10 protein-coding genes and 1 pseudogene are annotated in these 16,607 nt (G+C 44.9%); 10 read left to right on the top strand and 1 reads right to left on the bottom strand.

The window, feature by feature from the left end:
* Positions 1-22: 22 nt before the first annotated feature.
* The 10 genes and pseudogenes from DW862_RS17450 to DW862_RS17405 all read left to right on the top strand — a co-directional run bounded on the left by DW862_RS17450 (position 23) and on the right by DW862_RS17405 (position 13,194).
* Positions 23-652 (top strand): cyclodeaminase/cyclohydrolase family protein, encoded by a 630-nt coding sequence (locus DW862_RS17450; protein ID WP_117683452.1) that lies wholly within the window; start codon positions 23-25, stop codon positions 650-652.
* On the top strand, positions 649-2,148 hold the full coding sequence (gene hutH, locus DW862_RS17445) for a histidine ammonia-lyase (RefSeq protein ID WP_008023027.1): 1,500 nt from the start codon (positions 649-651) through the stop codon (positions 2,146-2,148). Before DW862_RS17450 ends, hutH begins: the two co-directional genes overlap by 4 nt.
* Positions 2,149-2,496: 348 nt before the next feature.
* A pseudogene (locus DW862_RS17440) lies at positions 2,497-3,148 on the top strand (TetR/AcrR family transcriptional regulator).
* Positions 3,149-3,203: 55 nt separating this feature from the next.
* On the top strand, positions 3,204-4,550 hold the full coding sequence (locus DW862_RS17435) for a TolC family protein (RefSeq protein WP_008023023.1): 1,347 nt from the start codon (positions 3,204-3,206) through the stop codon (positions 4,548-4,550).
* Positions 4,551-4,583: 33 nt separating this feature from the next.
* Entirely contained in the window at positions 4,584-5,621 is a 1,038-nt protein-coding gene (locus tag DW862_RS17430) for an efflux RND transporter periplasmic adaptor subunit (RefSeq protein ID WP_120069621.1), read from the top strand.
* Positions 5,622-5,735: 114 nt separating this feature from the next.
* Positions 5,736-8,894, top strand: coding sequence for an efflux RND transporter permease subunit (locus tag DW862_RS17425; RefSeq protein ID WP_009040607.1), 3,159 nt, complete (start codon positions 5,736-5,738; stop codon positions 8,892-8,894).
* 14 nt (positions 8,895-8,908) lie between these two features.
* Positions 8,909-9,202 (top strand): PG0541 family transporter-associated protein, encoded by a 294-nt coding sequence (locus tag DW862_RS17420; RefSeq protein WP_049701227.1) that lies wholly within the window; start codon positions 8,909-8,911, stop codon positions 9,200-9,202.
* Positions 9,203-9,424: 222 nt separating this feature from the next.
* Positions 9,425-10,816, top strand: coding sequence for an SGNH/GDSL hydrolase family protein (locus tag DW862_RS17415; protein ID WP_008023016.1), 1,392 nt, complete (start codon positions 9,425-9,427; stop codon positions 10,814-10,816).
* Positions 10,803-11,720 carry an SGNH/GDSL hydrolase family protein gene (locus DW862_RS17410; protein WP_243636508.1) on the top strand — a complete coding sequence of 306 codons (918 nt, stop codon included), beginning with the start codon at positions 10,803-10,805 and terminating at the stop codon, positions 11,718-11,720. The genes DW862_RS17415 and DW862_RS17410 overlap by 14 nt, the downstream gene beginning before the upstream one ends.
* Positions 11,707-13,194, top strand: a complete 1,488-nt coding sequence (locus DW862_RS17405; RefSeq protein WP_120069618.1) for an MBOAT family protein — start codon at positions 11,707-11,709, stop codon at positions 13,192-13,194. Before DW862_RS17410 ends, DW862_RS17405 begins: the two co-directional genes overlap by 14 nt.
* A 233-nt stretch (positions 13,195-13,427) precedes the next feature.
* Here DW862_RS17405 and DW862_RS17400 read toward each other — a convergent pair whose 3' ends face one another.
* Positions 13,428-16,607, bottom strand: coding sequence for a DUF4906 domain-containing protein (locus DW862_RS17400; RefSeq protein ID WP_120069616.1), 3,180 nt, complete (start codon positions 16,605-16,607; stop codon positions 13,428-13,430).

Raw genomic sequence — 16,607 nt, 5'->3', positions numbered from 1 at the left:
TAATCACTTAAAACAAAATACCATGTTAGCAGATTTAACCGTAAAAGATTTCTTAGATAAAGTAGCTTGCAGCGACCCTGTACCCGGTGGAGGTAGTATTGCCGCTTTGGATGGAGCGCTAGCTTCCGCCCTTTCCACAATGGTAGCACGGCTCACCGTAGGAAAAAAGGGATACGAAGCCAGTGAAGAAGTAATGCAGCACGCACAAACAATCACCCTCCGTCTGCTGGACGAATTTATTGCACTTATCGATAAAGATTCCGCTGCCTACAACGAAGTCTTTGCCTGCTTCAAACTTCCTAAAACAACCGACGAAGAGAACGCCGCGCGAAGTGCCGCCATTCAGGAAGCAACCAAACAAGCCGCCCTCGTTCCGTTGGAAGTAGCCCGCAAAGCACTGGATATGATGTCCGTCATAGCAGATGTTGCCCGCTTGGGCAACCGCAATGCCGTCACAGATGCCTGTGTAGCCATGATGGCCGCCCGTTCCGCCGTATTGGGAGCCTTGCTGAACGTCCGTATCAACCTTGGTTCGCTCAAAGACAGAGATTTTGTCCTCCAACTGCAAACCGAAGCCGATACAATCGAGCAAACCGCCTGCCGGAGAGAAAAAGAATTGTTGGATGCCGTAAATCAAGACCTGCGCGTATGAGTAAGAATGTATATCATATCGGTTCCGGAGCATTGACCTTCGAAATCATCGAACGAATTATCAACGAAAACCTGAAACTGGAACTAGCTCCCGAAGCCAAGTTGCGCATCCAGAAATGTCGCGACTACCTCGATCACAAAATAGCTTCTTCCGAAGAACCGCTGTACGGTATAACAACCGGTTTCGGCTCTTTATGTACCAAAAATATTTCTCCCGACGAACTCGGTACGCTTCAGGAGAACCTGATAAAAAGCCATGCCTGCAGCGTAGGCGAAGAAATTCGCCCCGTCATCATCAAACTGATGATGCTTCTCAAAGCCCACGCCCTCTCATTGGGACATAGCGGCGTACAAGTAATCACTGTGCAGCGCATCCTCGACTTCTTCAACAATGACGTCATGCCCATCGTCTATGACCGCGGTTCTCTTGGAGCTTCCGGCGACCTTGCTCCGCTCGCCAATCTTTTCCTCCCCCTGATCGGTGTCGGCGATGTCTACTATAAAGGGAAAAAGTGCGAAGCCATCAGCGTACTCGACGAATTCGGCTGGGAACCCGTCAAACTAATGAGTAAAGAAGGACTGGCCCTGCTCAACGGCACCCAATTTATGAGCGCCAACGGTGTATTCGCTATGCTCAAAGCCTTCCGCCTCTCGAAAAAAGCCGACCTCATAGCCGCCCTTTCCCTCGAAGCCTTTGATGGTCGTATCGACCCGTTTATGGACTGCATCCAGCAAATCCGCCCCCATCAGGGACAAATCGAGACAGGCGAAGCCTTCCGCAAACTACTGGCCGGTAGCGAACTGATCGAACGTCACAAAGAACACGTTCAAGATCCCTATTCCTTCCGCTGCATCCCGCAAGTACACGGTGCCACGAAAGACGCCATCCGCTACGTTGCCTCCGTACTATTGACCGAAATCAATTCTGTCACGGACAACCCCACCATCTTCCCCGATGAAGACCGGATCATCTCCGGCGGAAACTTCCACGGGCAACCGCTTGCCATCTCTTATGACTTCCTTGCCATCGCTTTGGCCGAATTGGGAAATATCTCCGAACGCCGTGTCTCCCAACTGATTATGGGACTCCGCGGACTACCTGAATTCCTGGTTGCCAACCCCGGTCTGAACTCCGGCTTTATGATTCCGCAATATGCCGCCGCTTCGATGGTCAGCCAGAATAAAATGTACTGCTATGCGGCTTCGAGCGACTCCATCGTCTCCTCCAACGGACAGGAAGACCACGTAAGCATGGGCGCCAACGCAGCTACCAAACTTTATAAAGTGATGGATAACCTGGAACATATCCTTGCCATTGAACTGATGAATGCCGCACAAGGCATCGACTTCCGCCGCCCGCTGAAAACTTCTCCCGTCCTTGAGCGTTTCCTCCATGCCTATCGGAAAGAAGTGCCTTTTGTGAAAGATGATATCGTGATGTACAAGGAGATACATAAAACAGTCGCCTTCCTGAAGAGGACACAGATTGAATACTGACAATAAATTGACCCTTTTTCGCTTTTCGTTGATAATGGTGGCTGTTATTGCCGGATAAGTGTCGATTCTTATCGATATTTATCCGGCATTTGTCGATTATAATCCCTCTGCCGGCGATAAAACTTTACTTCGTATTCCCATCATTCCTACCTTTGCCCTATGTTTGTTCCGTATTTCCTATTAACACTTGTTTTCATTTTACTCTATTGAATGATAATAATTCCCAAATGCATTATAAATAGATGGAAACTTGATTTGTTAATTGAGTTTTCTATATATCTTTGTTCCGTTTTTCCTTTGGAAATGAAAAGAAAACGAAAACTGCATTTTAATAAAATAGAAAAACGGATGATGGCAGAGCATGGAAAAGACGCTTCCCAACGGGTAGAGTTAAGAGAACGGATCATAACGGCAGCAACAGAAGCTTTTACTTCAAAAGGCATCAAGAGTATTACGATGGACGACATTGCAGCAGCATTAGGAATATCCAAACGTACCCTCTATGAAGTCTTTTCGGATAAAGAATCGTTGTTGAAAGAATGTATACTGAAGGCACAGGCCGACAGAGATAAGTACTTGCAGAAAATCTTTGAACAGTCGCATAATGTGTTAGAGGTAATACTTGCAGTCTTTCAGAAAAGTATTGAGGTGTTCCATCAGACGAATAAACGCTTTTTTGAAGACATCAAGAAATATCCGAAGGTATATGAGATGATGAAGAACCGGCAGGACAGCGATTCGCAGAAAAACGATGTCCTTCTTCAAGACGGGAGTAGAGCAGGGCATTTTTCGTCCGGATGTGAACTTCGCTATCGTTAATTTGCTGGTACGAGAGCAGTTTGACGTACTTCTGAATACGGATATCTGCAATGAATATCCTTTTATTGAAGTGTACGAATCCATCATGTTTACTTATATACGCGGCATCTCCACCGAAAAAGGAGCAAAGGTACTGGAAGACTTTATACAAGAATATCGTAAGAACCGCATCGCAGATTAGAGCAAAAGTGAGGTTTTATTGACAAACAAGTAAGATTAAATTAGAAATTCAGTTTATGGACAAGATGAAAAGATTGGCAGGTAAGAAGATTCTTCTGGTAGCTGTGGCACTCTGTGCATTTGGTTTTGCAAAGGCGCAGGACACACAGGCGGAGAAGAATATACTAACCTTAACCTTAGACAAAGCCCTGGAAATTGCATTGGATGAGAATCCGACAATAAAAGTGGCAGCAGAAGAAGTTGCATTAAAGAAAGTTGCCAGCAAAGAAGCCTGGCAAAGTCTGTTGCCGGAGGCTAGTATTGCCGGTTCAGTAGACCATACCATTAAAGCGGCTGAAATGAAATTGAACGATAACGTGTTCAAGATGGGGCAAGACGGTTCGAACACCGCTAATGCGGGGTTGAGTATTAATCTGCCACTCTTTGTGCCGGGCGTTTATCGTGCCATGTCGATGACAAAGACGGATATTGAACTGGCAGTAGAGAAGTCACGCGCTTCCAAACTGGATCTCGTGAATCAGGTGAGCAAGGCTTATTATCAGTTGATGCTTGCGCAGGACAGCTATGAAGTGCTTCAAGGCAGTTATAAACTGGCAGAAGATAACTACAATGTGGTGAATGCCAAATATCAGCAGGGAACTGTGAGCGAATATGACAAGATCAGTGCGGAAGTGCAGATGCGCAGTATTAAACCGAACTTGATTTCGGCAGCTAATGCGGTGACTTTGGCTAAGTTGCAGTTGAAAGTCCTGATGGGGATCACAGCCGATGTGGAGATAAAGATTAACGATAGTCTGACCAACTATGAGACGGCCATGTTTGCCAACCAGTTGAGAGAAGAAAATGTAAATCTGGACAACAATACCACCATGAAGCAGTTGGACTTGAACATGAAGTTGCTTGAAAAGAACGTAAAGTCTTTAAAGACAAACTTTATGCCGACTCTTTCAATGAGTTTCTCCTACCAATATCAATCACTGTATAATCCGAATATCAATTTTTTCAATTACAACTGGAGCAACAGTTCCAGCCTGATGTTCAATCTTAGTATACCTTTATATAAGGCAAGTAACTTTACGAAAGTGAAATCCGCCCGTATACAGATGCGCCAGCTCGATTGGAACCGTATTGATACGGAAAGACAATTGAATATGCAGATTGTCAGTTGTCGCAATAACATGAGTGCCAGCACAGAGCAGGTAGTCAGCAACAAGGAAAATGTGATGCAGGCAAAGAAAGCGGTAGTGATTGCCGAAAAACGTTATGATGTAGGTAAGGGCACGGTGCTCGAACTGAACAGTTCCCAAGTGTCGCTGACACAGGCGCAACTCACCTATAATCAGTCCATATACGATTACCTGGTTGCTAAGGCAGACCTCGATCAGGTTCTGGGAAAAGAATAAAGATAGACAACTAAAAAATTACAATTAAGGAATATGAAAAGAAGTATCCAATTGGTAGCCCTGCTGTTAACTGTGTTTATGGGCTCATGTACAGGTGGAAAAGATAAAGCGGCTGCGGAACATGTGGACGCGAAGCCCATTGTGAAGCTGGCAGACGTAAAAGCCCGTCCCGTAGATCAAATACAAGATTACACAGCGACGGTGGAAGCCGAAGTAAAGAATAATATAGCCCCTTCGTCTCCCGTACGTATCGATCAGATTTTTGTGGAAGTGGGCGACCGCGTATCCAAAGGCCAGAAACTTGTGGAGATGGATGCAGCCAACCTGAAACAGACGAAGCTGCAACTAGATAATCAGGAAATAGAATTCAACCGTATCGACGAATTATATAAAGTGGGCGGTGCGTCCAAATCAGAGTGGGATGCTTCGAAGATGCAACTCGATGTGAAGCAAACCGCTTATAAGAATCTGCTGGAGAATACCTCTTTGCAAAGCCCTATCAATGGTGTGGTCACTGCACGTAACTATGATAATGGCGATATGTACAGCGGTGGAGAGCCCGTACTTGTAGTAGAACAGATCACTCCGGTGAAACTCCTGATTAACGTGTCCGAAACCTACTTCACGAAAGTGAAAAAAGGTACTCCTGTCGACGTGAAACTCGATGTATATGGCGATGAAGTATTTACAGGAACCATCAATCTGATTTACCCTACCATAGATGCCACTACCCGTACATTCCAGGTAGAGATCAGACTGGATAATAAAGACCAGCGTGTGCGTCCGGGAATGTTTGCCCGTGCGACATTGAACTTCGGTACAGCAGAAAACGTCGTTGTTCCCGATTTGGCAATCGTTAAGCAGGCAGGTTCCGGCGACCGTTATGTATTCGTTTATAAAGACGGTAAAGTATCTTATAATAAGGTCGAACTGGGTAGACGCATGGGTACGGAGTATGAGTTGAAATCCGGTGTACCGGATAACTCACAGGTGGTAGTTGCCGGACAGTCACGTTTGGTGAACGGTATGGAAGTAGAGGTGGAAGCCTCTTCCCAGTCTTCTTCCAAATAAGAGGTGTTCAGTACCTTTCGCCCGATGCATTTATTAATTAACCTGATTTCAAAACGATCTTCCGGCTCCCTCTTTTGGGGAGAGGAGCGGGGAGAGGCTTTTAAATAAAATAACATGAGTTTATACGAAGGTGCGGTTAAGAAACCGATTATGACCTCCCTCTGCTTCCTGGCAGTGGTGATTTTTGGTCTTTTCTCTTTGTCCAAGTTACCTATCGACTTGTATCCGGACATTGACACGAATACAATCATGGTAATGACCGCTTATCCCGGAGCAAGTGCTTCGGATATAGAAAATAATGTGACTCGCCCGCTCGAAAATACGTTGAACGCGGTGAGCAACTTGAAACATATCACCTCCCGTTCTTCCGAGAATATGTCATTGATTACATTGGAGTTCGAGTTTGGTAACGATATTGACGTTCTGACCAATGATGTGCGTGATAAACTCGACATGGTAAGTTCGCAGCTTCCCGATGATGTCGAGAATCCGATCATCTTCAAATTTAGTACGGACATGATTCCCATCGTGCTGCTTTCCGTACAGGCCAATGAGAGTCAGTCAGCGCTTTATAAGATATTGGACGACCGTGTGGTAAACCCGCTGGCACGTATTCCGGGAGTCGGAACCGTGTCTATCAGTGGTGCGCCGCAACGTGAGATTCAGGTATATTGCGACCCCAATAAACTGGAAGCCTATCACCTGACTATCGAAACAATCAGTTCCATTATCGGCGCTGAGAATAAGAACATTCCCGGTGGTAACTTCGATATCGGTAGTGAAACATACGCGTTGCGTGTAGAAGGTGAATTCGATGATTCCCGACAGTTGGCAGACGTAGTGGTAGGTACGCATAATGGGGCAAATGTCTTTTTGCGTGATGTAGCCCGAATCGTCGATACTGTGGAAGAACGTGCACAGGAAACCTATAACAATGGTGTGCAAGGTGCGATGATTGTTGTTCAGAAACAGTCGGGAGCCAATTCGGTAGAAATCTCCAAGAAAGTGGCCGACGCATTGCCGAGGCTTCAGAAGAACCTGCCGAGTGACGTGAAGATCGGTGTCATTGTCGATACCTCCGACAACATTTTGAACACCATCGACAGTTTGACGGAAACCGTTGTTTATGCCTTGCTCTTCGTTGTCATCGTCGTGTTCCTTTTCTTGGGACGCTGGCGTGCTACATTGATTATCTGTATCACCATTCCGCTTTCGTTGATTGCCTCGTTCATTTACCTGGCGATTAGTGGAAATACGATTAATATCATCTCGCTTTCATCACTTTCTATCGCTATCGGTATGGTAGTGGATGATGCGATTGTGGTACTTGAAAACGTAACGACCCATATCGAGCGTGGCTCCGATCCGAAACAGGCAGCCGTGCACGGAACAAATGAGGTGGCAATTTCTGTAGTCGCTTCTACGCTGACTATGATTGCCGTGTTCTTCCCGTTGACAATGGTAAGCGGTATGTCCGGTGTACTTTTCAAACAGTTGGGTTGGATGATGTGTGCCATCATGTTTATTTCTACGGTCGCTGCACTATCTTTGACTCCGATGCTCTGTTCCCAGTTGCTTCGTTTGCAGAAAAAACCGTCGAAGATGTTCAAGCTCTTCTTTACTCCGATAGAGAAAGCGCTTGACGGACTCGATATCTGGTATGCGAAGATGCTGAATTGGGCTGTACGTCATCGTCCGATTGTCATTGTGGGATGTATTGCTTTCTTCATTGTCAGTTTGCTGTGTGCAAAGGGCATCGGCACGGAGTTCTTCCCGGCACAGGATAATGCTCGTATTGCTGTACAGTTGGAGCTTCCGATCGGTACACGAAAAGAGATAGCGCAGGAACTTTCGGAGAAATTAACCAACCAATGGCTGACGAAGTATAAAGACATCATGAAAGTCTGCAACTACACCGTCGGTCAGGCTGACTCCGATAATACTTGGGCATCTATGCAGGACAACGGTTCGCATATTATCTCGTTCAACATCAGTTTGGTGGATCCGGGCGATCGTGATATCACTTTGGAAGCAGTCTGTGATGAGATGCGTGAAGATTTGAAAGCCTATCCGGAATTTAGTAAAGCACAGGTAATTCTCGGTGGTAGTAACACGGGTATGTCCGCACAGGCAAGTGCCGACTTTGAGGTTTACGGATACGACATGACAATGACCGATAGTGTAGCAGCCCGTCTGAAACGTGAATTGCTGAAAGTAAAAGGTGTGACCGAGGTAAATATCAGTCGTAGTGACTACCAGCCGGAATATCAGGTAGACTTCGACCGTGAAAAATTGGCGATGCATGGCTTGAATCTTTCAACAGCCGGTAACTATCTACGTAATCGTGTCAATGGTGCAGTAGCGTCTAAATATCGTGAAGATGGAGATGAGTATGATATCAAAGTGCGTTATGCGCCTGAATTCCGTACAAGTCTGGAAAGTCTCGAAAATATTCTCATTTACAATGCGCAAGGACAATCCGTTCGTGTGAAAGATGTCGGAAAGGTAGTCGAACGTTTCGCGCCTCCTACTATTGAACGTAAAGACCGCGAACGTATTGTAACCGTTTCCGCAGTAATCTCCGGTGCTCCGTTGGGCGACGTAGTAGCTGCCGGTAATAAGGTGATAGATAAAATGGATCTTCCGGGAGATGTCACCATTCAGATTTCCGGTTCATACGAAGACCAGCAGGATTCGTTCCGCGATTTGGGAACACTTGCCATCCTGATTGTTGTGCTCGTATTTATCGTGATGGCAGCACAGTTCGAGTCACTGACCTATCCGTTCATTATTATGTTCTCCCTGCCGTTTGCTTTTAGCGGTGTCTTGATGGCACTATTCTTTACGAACAGTACATTGAGTGTCATGAGTTTGTTGGGAGGTATCATGCTGATTGGTATTGTGGTGAAGAACGGTATCGTGCTTATCGACTACATCACCCTTTGTCGCGAACGTGGACTGGCAGTGTTGAACTCTGTAGTAACCGCTGGTAAGAGCCGTCTCCGCCCGGTATTGATGACCACTGCCACTACCGTTCTTGGTATGATTCCGATGGCTATCGGTGGCGGTCAGGGTTCTGAAATGTGGAGTCCGATGGCGATTGCCGTAATCGGTGGTTTGACGATCTCTACTGTTTTGACATTGATTTTGATCCCTACTTTATATTGTGTATTTGCAGGAACAGGTATTAAGAACCGTCGTCGTAAGCTCCGTCGTCAACGTGAATTGGATGTTTACTTCCAGGCGAATAAAGACAGTATTATTAAGAAATAATAAAGAAAAGAAATATGAAATCAGTATTGATAACATTCGATCAGGCTTATTACGAACGAATCATGGCATTACTCGACCGTTTGGGTTGTCGTGGCTTTACATACCTTGAAAAAGTACAGGGACGTGGTTCAAAGACAGGCGATCCGCATTTCGGAAGCCATGCCTGGCCAAGTATGTGTTCGGCTATCCTGACGGTAGTCGATGACAGCAAAGTCGATCCGTTGCTCGACACCTTGCATAAGATGGACTTGGAAACGGAGCAATTAGGCTTGCGGGCATTTGTGTGGAACATTGAACGGACGATCTGACCGATGTCCGGCATGTAAATAAGTAAAAAGGGAGAATCTCATAAATAATGTAGATTCTCCCTTCTTTTTTATTGCTTTTCTCTATCTTTGCAGCCTGAAAATGTCCGGCACCGATGAAGCCTCCTCCGGCACCGATAAGGAGATGGTTCGGCACTGAGGAAGAGGTAGCTCGGCACCGGGTAAAAACAAGAACTAAAATAGTGCCTATATCTACTTGTAAAGATGGAGATAATAAAGAATTATTTGAAATATTCGTTGTGGTTCGTACTGATTGTGTTTGCAGTCTTACTCGGGCTTCATTGGCTTCCGGCGCTGACTATTGACGGGCACACGATGAGGCGTGTAGACCTTTTGAGCGACCTTCGTTATCCGGAATCAGAGACTGCCGCAGCTGATTCGGACAGCATCCCTTTGCCTCCTGTTGTAAAACCTGCCTTTGTAGATACCTGTCGTACAGGTATGACTTGCATTGAAGATTACAGTGATTCCACTCTCCGGGGGATGACTCCTTTTTATAAAGCACTCGACCGTGTCTCTTCCGATGACTCCGATGACAAACAGGTGCGTATTGCCGTATTCGGAGATTCCTTTATCGAAGCGGATATCTTTACGGCTGACTTACGCGAAATGCTTCAGAAACAATTCGGCGGTTGTGGTGTAGGTTTTGTTACCATCACTTCCATGACAAGCGGTTACCGTCCTACGGTGCGACATACGTTTGGCGGATGGTCCAGTCATGCGGTAACAGACAGCGTCTATTTCGATAAGAAGAAACAAGGCATATCCGGTCATTATTTCGTTCCCCGCAACGGAGCTTATGTAGAACTGCGCGGGCAAAATAAATATGCCTCCCTGCTCGATACTTGCCAGCGTGCCTCCATCTTTTTCCATAACAGAGACTCCGTTCTCCTTTCTGCTCGTGTGAACAAAGGAGAAAACAAGAATTATTCATTAGGCCCTTCCGACGGATTGCAGCAAATTCAGGTAGACGGACGCATCGGCTCTATCCGTTGGACAGTAGACCGTGCAGACTCTACATTGTTCTATGGTTTGGCAATGGATGGAAAGAAAGGAATCATTCTCGACAACTTCTCGTTGCGTGGCAGTTCTGGTCTTTCTTTGCGGGGCATTCCTCCACAAATGTTGAAACAGTTTAACCGTCAACGTCCTTACGACCTTATTATCCTCGAATATGGTTTGAATGTAGCTACCGAACGGGGACGTAATTATGATAACTATCAAAAAGGACTGCTCACAGCTATCGAGCATTTGAAAGAATGTTTCCCACAAGCAGGAATCCTGTTGTTGAGCGTCGGCGACCGTGATTCTAAAAACGAGAACGGTGAACTTCGTACCATGCCCGGTGTGAAGAATCTGATTCGTTATCAGCAGAACATTGCCGCCGAAAGCGGCATCGCCTTTTGGAATATGTTTGAAGCCATGGGTGGAGAAGGCAGCATGGCAAAACTGGTGCATGCCAAACCTTCTATGGCAAACTACGATTATACACATATAAATTTCCGTGGCGGCAAGCATTTGGCGGGACTACTTTATGAAACGATGATTTATGGTAAGGAACAATACGACAGGAGGCGTGCTTATGAGCAAGAATAATCTGCAGTCTGTCTTTATTCTTATTCTCGCCGGTATGTTGAGTGTTCCTTGTTTCCTTGCGGAAGCAATCGCACAAGATCGTATACCTGTATGTCCTCCACTGGGAAAGACCGCAAAACTTATAAAGCCCTTACGGGAAATGAACTGGGCGAATGATACGATCACTGTACAAATATCCTTCCCTTCAGCTTTCCGCGAAACTGGTCGGAACGAAGTTATTGACAGCATCGCTCTGCTGGCTCCCGTCTTTGAACATCTCCGTCAGGTGCGTGCCGGACTCTCCGAAGATACAGTCCGCATCGTTCATATTGGCGACAGCCATGTACGTGGGCATATCTACCCTCAAACCACCGGTGCCCGTTTGACAGAAACTTTCGGTGCTGTTTCTTATATAGATAAAGGCGTCAACGGAGCTACTTGCCTTACCTTTACCCATCCGGATCGTATTGCCGAAATCGCCGCCCTGAAGTCCGAATTGCTGATTCTCTCTTTCGGAACCAATGAAAGCCATAACCGGCGTTATAATATAAATGTGCACTACAATCAGATGGATGAACTGGTGAAACTGTTGCGCGACAGTCTTCCTAACGTACCCATTCTTCTGACTACCCCTCCCGGTTCTTATGAAAGTTTCCGGCAGCGAAGGCGTAGACGCACGTATGCCATCAATCCGCGTACAGCGACAGCAGCGGAAACCATTCGTCGTTATGCAAAAGACCATCGTCTGCTCGTGTGGGATATGTATGATGTAGTCGGAGGGAAGCGTCGTGCCTGCATGAACTGGACAGACGCAAAACTGATGCGCCCCGATCATGTACATTATTTACCCGAAGGATACATCCTGCAAGGAAATTTATTATACCAAGCACTTATCAAAGCATATAATGACTATGTTTCCCATTGATATAGATTTCAGTAGACTGAAAGAGGTACTTACCTACGATCCGCAAGCGCCAATGATATTCAGCAGCGGTATATTCCTTTGGTTGTTCGCTGCTTTCATGGTGGTGTATGTGTTGCTACAACGCAAATACACTGCCCGTATCTTGTTTGTCACCCTCTTTTCCTATTATTTTTACTATAAGAGTAGCGGTACCTATTTTTTCCTGCTTGCCATAGTCACCGTTGCCGACTTTTTCCTTGCGCAACTTATGGATCGTGTAGAGGGTTATTGGAAACGTAAAGGATTGGTCGCTTTGAGTTTGGGAGTTAATTTAGGACTTCTTGCCTATTTCAAATATACCAATTTTCTGGGTGGAGTGATCGCGTCATTGATGGGAGGAGAATTTACTGCTCTTGATATATTCCTGCCAGTCGGTATCTCCTTTTTTACTTTCCAGTCGTTAAGCTACACCATTGATGTTTACCGAAGAGACATAAAACCATTGACTAATCTTTTGGACTATGCCTTCTACGTATCTTTCTTCCCCCAGTTGGTGGCAGGACCTATCGTTCGTGCCCGCGACTTTATTCCGCAAATCCGGAAACCCCTATTCGTCTCGCAGGAAATGTTCGGACGCGGAATTTTTCTGATCGTTTCCGGTCTTTTCAAGAAAGCTATCATATCCGATTATATCAGCATCAACTTTGTGGAACGTATTTTTGATAACCCTACTCTTTATTCCGGTGTTGAGAATCTGATGGGAGTCTATGGTTATGCTTTACAGATTTACTGTGACTTTTCCGGATATAGCGACATGGCTATCGGTATCGCCTTATTATTAGGTTTCCATTTCAATCTCAACTTTAATTCACCTTATAAGTCTGCCTCTATTACGGAATTTTGGCGTCGTTGGCACATCTCTTTATCCAGTTGGCTAAAAGATTATTTATACATTTCTCTGGGAGGAAACCGAAAAGGTAAATTCCGACAATACCTCAACCTGATAATTACCATGTTTATTGGTGGTTTGTGGCATGGCGCCTCCTGGAACTTTGTTCTTTGGGGAACTTTTCATGGAGTAGCTCTGGCATTACATAAAATGTGGATGTCTATCACCGGGCGTAAGAAAGGAGAGGAAAGTCACGGTTGGCGACGTGTGTTTGGAGTGATTATCACTTTCCATTTTGTCTGCTTCTGCTGGATTTTCTTCCGCAATGCCGATTTTCAGAACTCAATGGATATGTTGGGACAGATATTCACTACTTTCCGTCCGCAACTGTTCCCGCAATTACTCGAAGGATATTGGAAAGTGTTTGCGTTGATGTTACTTGGCTTCCTGCTTCATTTTGCTCCCGATAGTTGGGAAAATGCAGTTTGTCGGGGTGTTATTCGTTTGCCGTTCCTAGGAAAAGCAGTATTGATGGTCGCTTTGATTTACCTGGTTATTCAGATGAAGAGTTCGGAGATTCAGCCGTTCATATATTTCCAATTCTAATTAGTTAAATTCACTCCTGTACATTGGTTTAAAACCAAGAACTCGTTTCTCACCGAGAAACAAGTGTTTCCACACCGAGGAAACTACAGTTTCTCGGTGAGGAACAAATTGTTGGTTAAAATTCGGAAATGAAGTTTCCAATAAGTTTCTCTAATAAGTCTACCCCTGCACCGTTGTATGGCAAAGGTAGACTTATTAGAGAAATTATAGAATATCGATTGGCTTTGCTGTTGCTAATTCAACGGAATGTCTTTGATGCAACGTAGCCGATTTTTATCTGTGTCGTCTTTATCAGCACGTTCGTATATAGTAAGACCATAATTTACATCAATAAGACCACTCGTTGCTTCATTTAGAGAGTATGAAGTAGAACTTTGTTCTGTGGAACTCCAATATCCATTACTGAAATAACTCGCCGCTTTTGCCTTGTTTAACTTCTCAAAACCTGTTTCTGAAGAAAACCGTTCTAATTCGTGAGCGAATACTAAAATCATGGATAATTCTCGACTATTTGGCACGCGCCAACTTCCGGGCTCGTCTTTCCCGCTCTTACCTTTATAGGCATAACATCCGGTATTCATTGCTTTTGATGGGATATTCCAGCCTTGACTATTGGCAGTATTGAGTCTTCCGTTCGCTTCAGCCCAAGTCATTGTGATACTATTGGATTGTGGAGTACCTTCAGTGTCTTGAAGTATACTGCTTGCAGAGTTACTTTTCGTGTCGCCATCATTATATACGTCTGTAGGTGATACGATAAATCTTGGTGAAGAAAAAGAGGACACTAAAGTTTGGAGTGTGACGGTAGTAGTAGTCTTACTCGGCGGATAATTTTTTCTTCCGCGGAAAACTTTTTTACCTAATGGTTGGGAAGCATCTTTTTGAGGGTTCTCCGGGTCATATTCCGTACCTTCTGTAGAATAACTGTATAGGTCCAGTTCCTCATATAGCTCGGTTTTCCCTTCTGCAGTGGTTCTATCTGTGATTCCGTAAGGCAGAGTTGATAAATCTATCAGGGCATAGATGTCTCCATTGTCTGTATATGTGGTTACTTTGGTTCCTGCTTTTCTTCCTGGAGGAACAGGTATGTCTCTGACACAGCGAACCCGTTTCCAATCGTTTTTACCTGTGTTGCTGGAAAACCAGCCTCCCCCCTCCATATTCCAACCGCTAGCATCGGTTGCATCATTTTCCAATGCTAATGCGTTCGGGGCATCATAAATAATAGTTCCTGCGGAGGTCAGTATCCCGAATGCCTGATATGTGGATGGCAAATACCATTCAAATTCATTCTTTTCAGGATCATCCGGTAGATAATCTATCACACCGTTTCCGTTTTTATCTCTGTTTAAATCATGACAGAATCTTGCCTGGAAACTATTATAATAATTATATTGATATAAATCTATATTACCATTGATTTTCCGCATAGGTGGAATGATGCTTTCTTGCCTATTATTAACAACATAGTTCTCAGAGTTTGTTGCTAAATTGAATGTTGCTTGCTTGCCGTTCATAAAACTACGGTAGTTTTTCTCGGGAGTTTTACCCTCACTCCATACATAATTGGTCATGACATTATAATATCCGAAGTACATGTAGGATGCTGTTGCTATTTCATCGTCAATTTGGAAATTGTTCTCATTAAATGCATCAATGATGAGTCCCTTTGTGTATTGTCCATCCTCTATATCACCGCCAAATAGACCGACATAATGTCCTTGTTTTTGCTTAATGGTATACTTCCCTTCTCGTTTTTTGGAGGTTCCTTCAGCGGTAATTTCTTCGGTCGTTACTTTTACATAGAGAGTTCGCTCAGACACGAATTTGGTCGGGTAGTTGGCTGTAGCAGCATTATAAACCTTGTTTCTATCGAATTCGGGGTCTGTAATCACTCCATTCTCGTCAGTGATATACTCGTCTGCATATAGGTATAGTTTGAACCGTGTCGGTACGAAAATATTGGTTTCTATCTGGTTTGTGAGCACATTTGCGCCACCATTACGTACCACTTCCGTATAATTGGGGTATGATGACAGTTGAAGCCAGTTTTCCGTTGGAGAGTTCATGTTGGCTAATTGTGTACATTGTGCATCCTTATAAATGCCGACAGTCACCTTACGCCCTTGTGCATAGATGATAACAGGCCGCCATCCGTAGTGAGCGTCAAAATATACATTGGTGTTTCCGCTTATTGTCCCTGTTCCGCTTCCGCTGCCTGTAGCAGAGGCGGAGGAAGAAAGATAAACTTTCTGGACGGCTTTGTAGGAGCGGATACGTCCGTCATTAAGATCTACAGAATTGATGATTGTTCGAAGAGCATAGTAGCTGTTTATTTCCACATCGAAATTGTTTGTGTTGTTATTTCCAACGTATATCTGGTGGACTGTATAAAGACTTCTATTGCTTTTGGCATATGACCACGCTTCGATATTTGTGCCGGCTTCGGGCGCTTTTCCCGATCCGTCAGTCACTTTCCGGTATCTGTCTCTTTCCGATATTATATCTGCTACGGTTCCTTGTTTATTTTGTGCAACATACCATTGCGATGTGAAGAAACCATCCGTATCCTTGTCCGCATCCCCGAAAGCATTGTCGCTTTCCAGGTCTGCCATTGGGATATTGTCTATTACGTCTTTATCTGCTGATGCGGGATTGATACACAGTTTGGTTGGTACTTTGAGCAGTCTCATGCCTTCAAGCGTGTTTTCCGTGACATCGAATTTGTGCTTCAGTGTGATGCGTGATACCAGACGTTTGACTTCTATACCGCCGGAGAAACCATCCGGTGTGCCGTAAACAATCTCACCACTGTCGCTATTTCCTGTTTTATTTACGCTGATACCTTTCGCGGCTCCGGCGTATGGGATTTCGCTCTCATTGGTTATTCGGGAATAGTAGAGTCCGTTTCTGTTGTCGACATAGTCCAGTTGCAGGTTTTCAAGTTCCTTGATAGTCCGGACTTCCATCAGGTTACTCGCTACGGTTACTTTTTTGCCAAGTGCTACAATGTAGAGTGTCTGGTCAGTACCCACACGTAGCGTGACGTTTAATAGAGCCATTTCGTTTACCATCGTCACCTGGTCGGATACTTGCTGGGGCGAACCATGTATGGAGCCGTCACTATGAAACTGAAATAACCACAGATTATATAGCTCTGCCACCTCACCCGACCGCGTTTTTGTCAGAGACGCCTCTTTGAAGAATTCTACAGAGAAAGCATTATCAGTGGATATACTTCTCGATTGTAGTTCCTGAGGACTCGAAGCCGGAGGTATCTTAAAACTAAGTTCTACTTTTACGCTTTCGCCTTCTTTTCCATTGCGGGAGGATGACAAAAGTTCTTCTCTGACACATGAGGTCAGAGTCATTATTGCCATTACTATGATTATGCTTGTTATTCTATTTCTCAT

The sequence above is a fragment of the Bacteroides sp. AM37-9 genome, from assembly GCF_003603455.1.
In the GTDB taxonomy this organism is placed as follows: Bacteria; Bacteroidota; Bacteroidia; order Bacteroidales; family Bacteroidaceae; genus Bacteroides; species Bacteroides xylanisolvens.
This window is presented reverse-complemented; position numbering and strand designations above follow the sequence as displayed.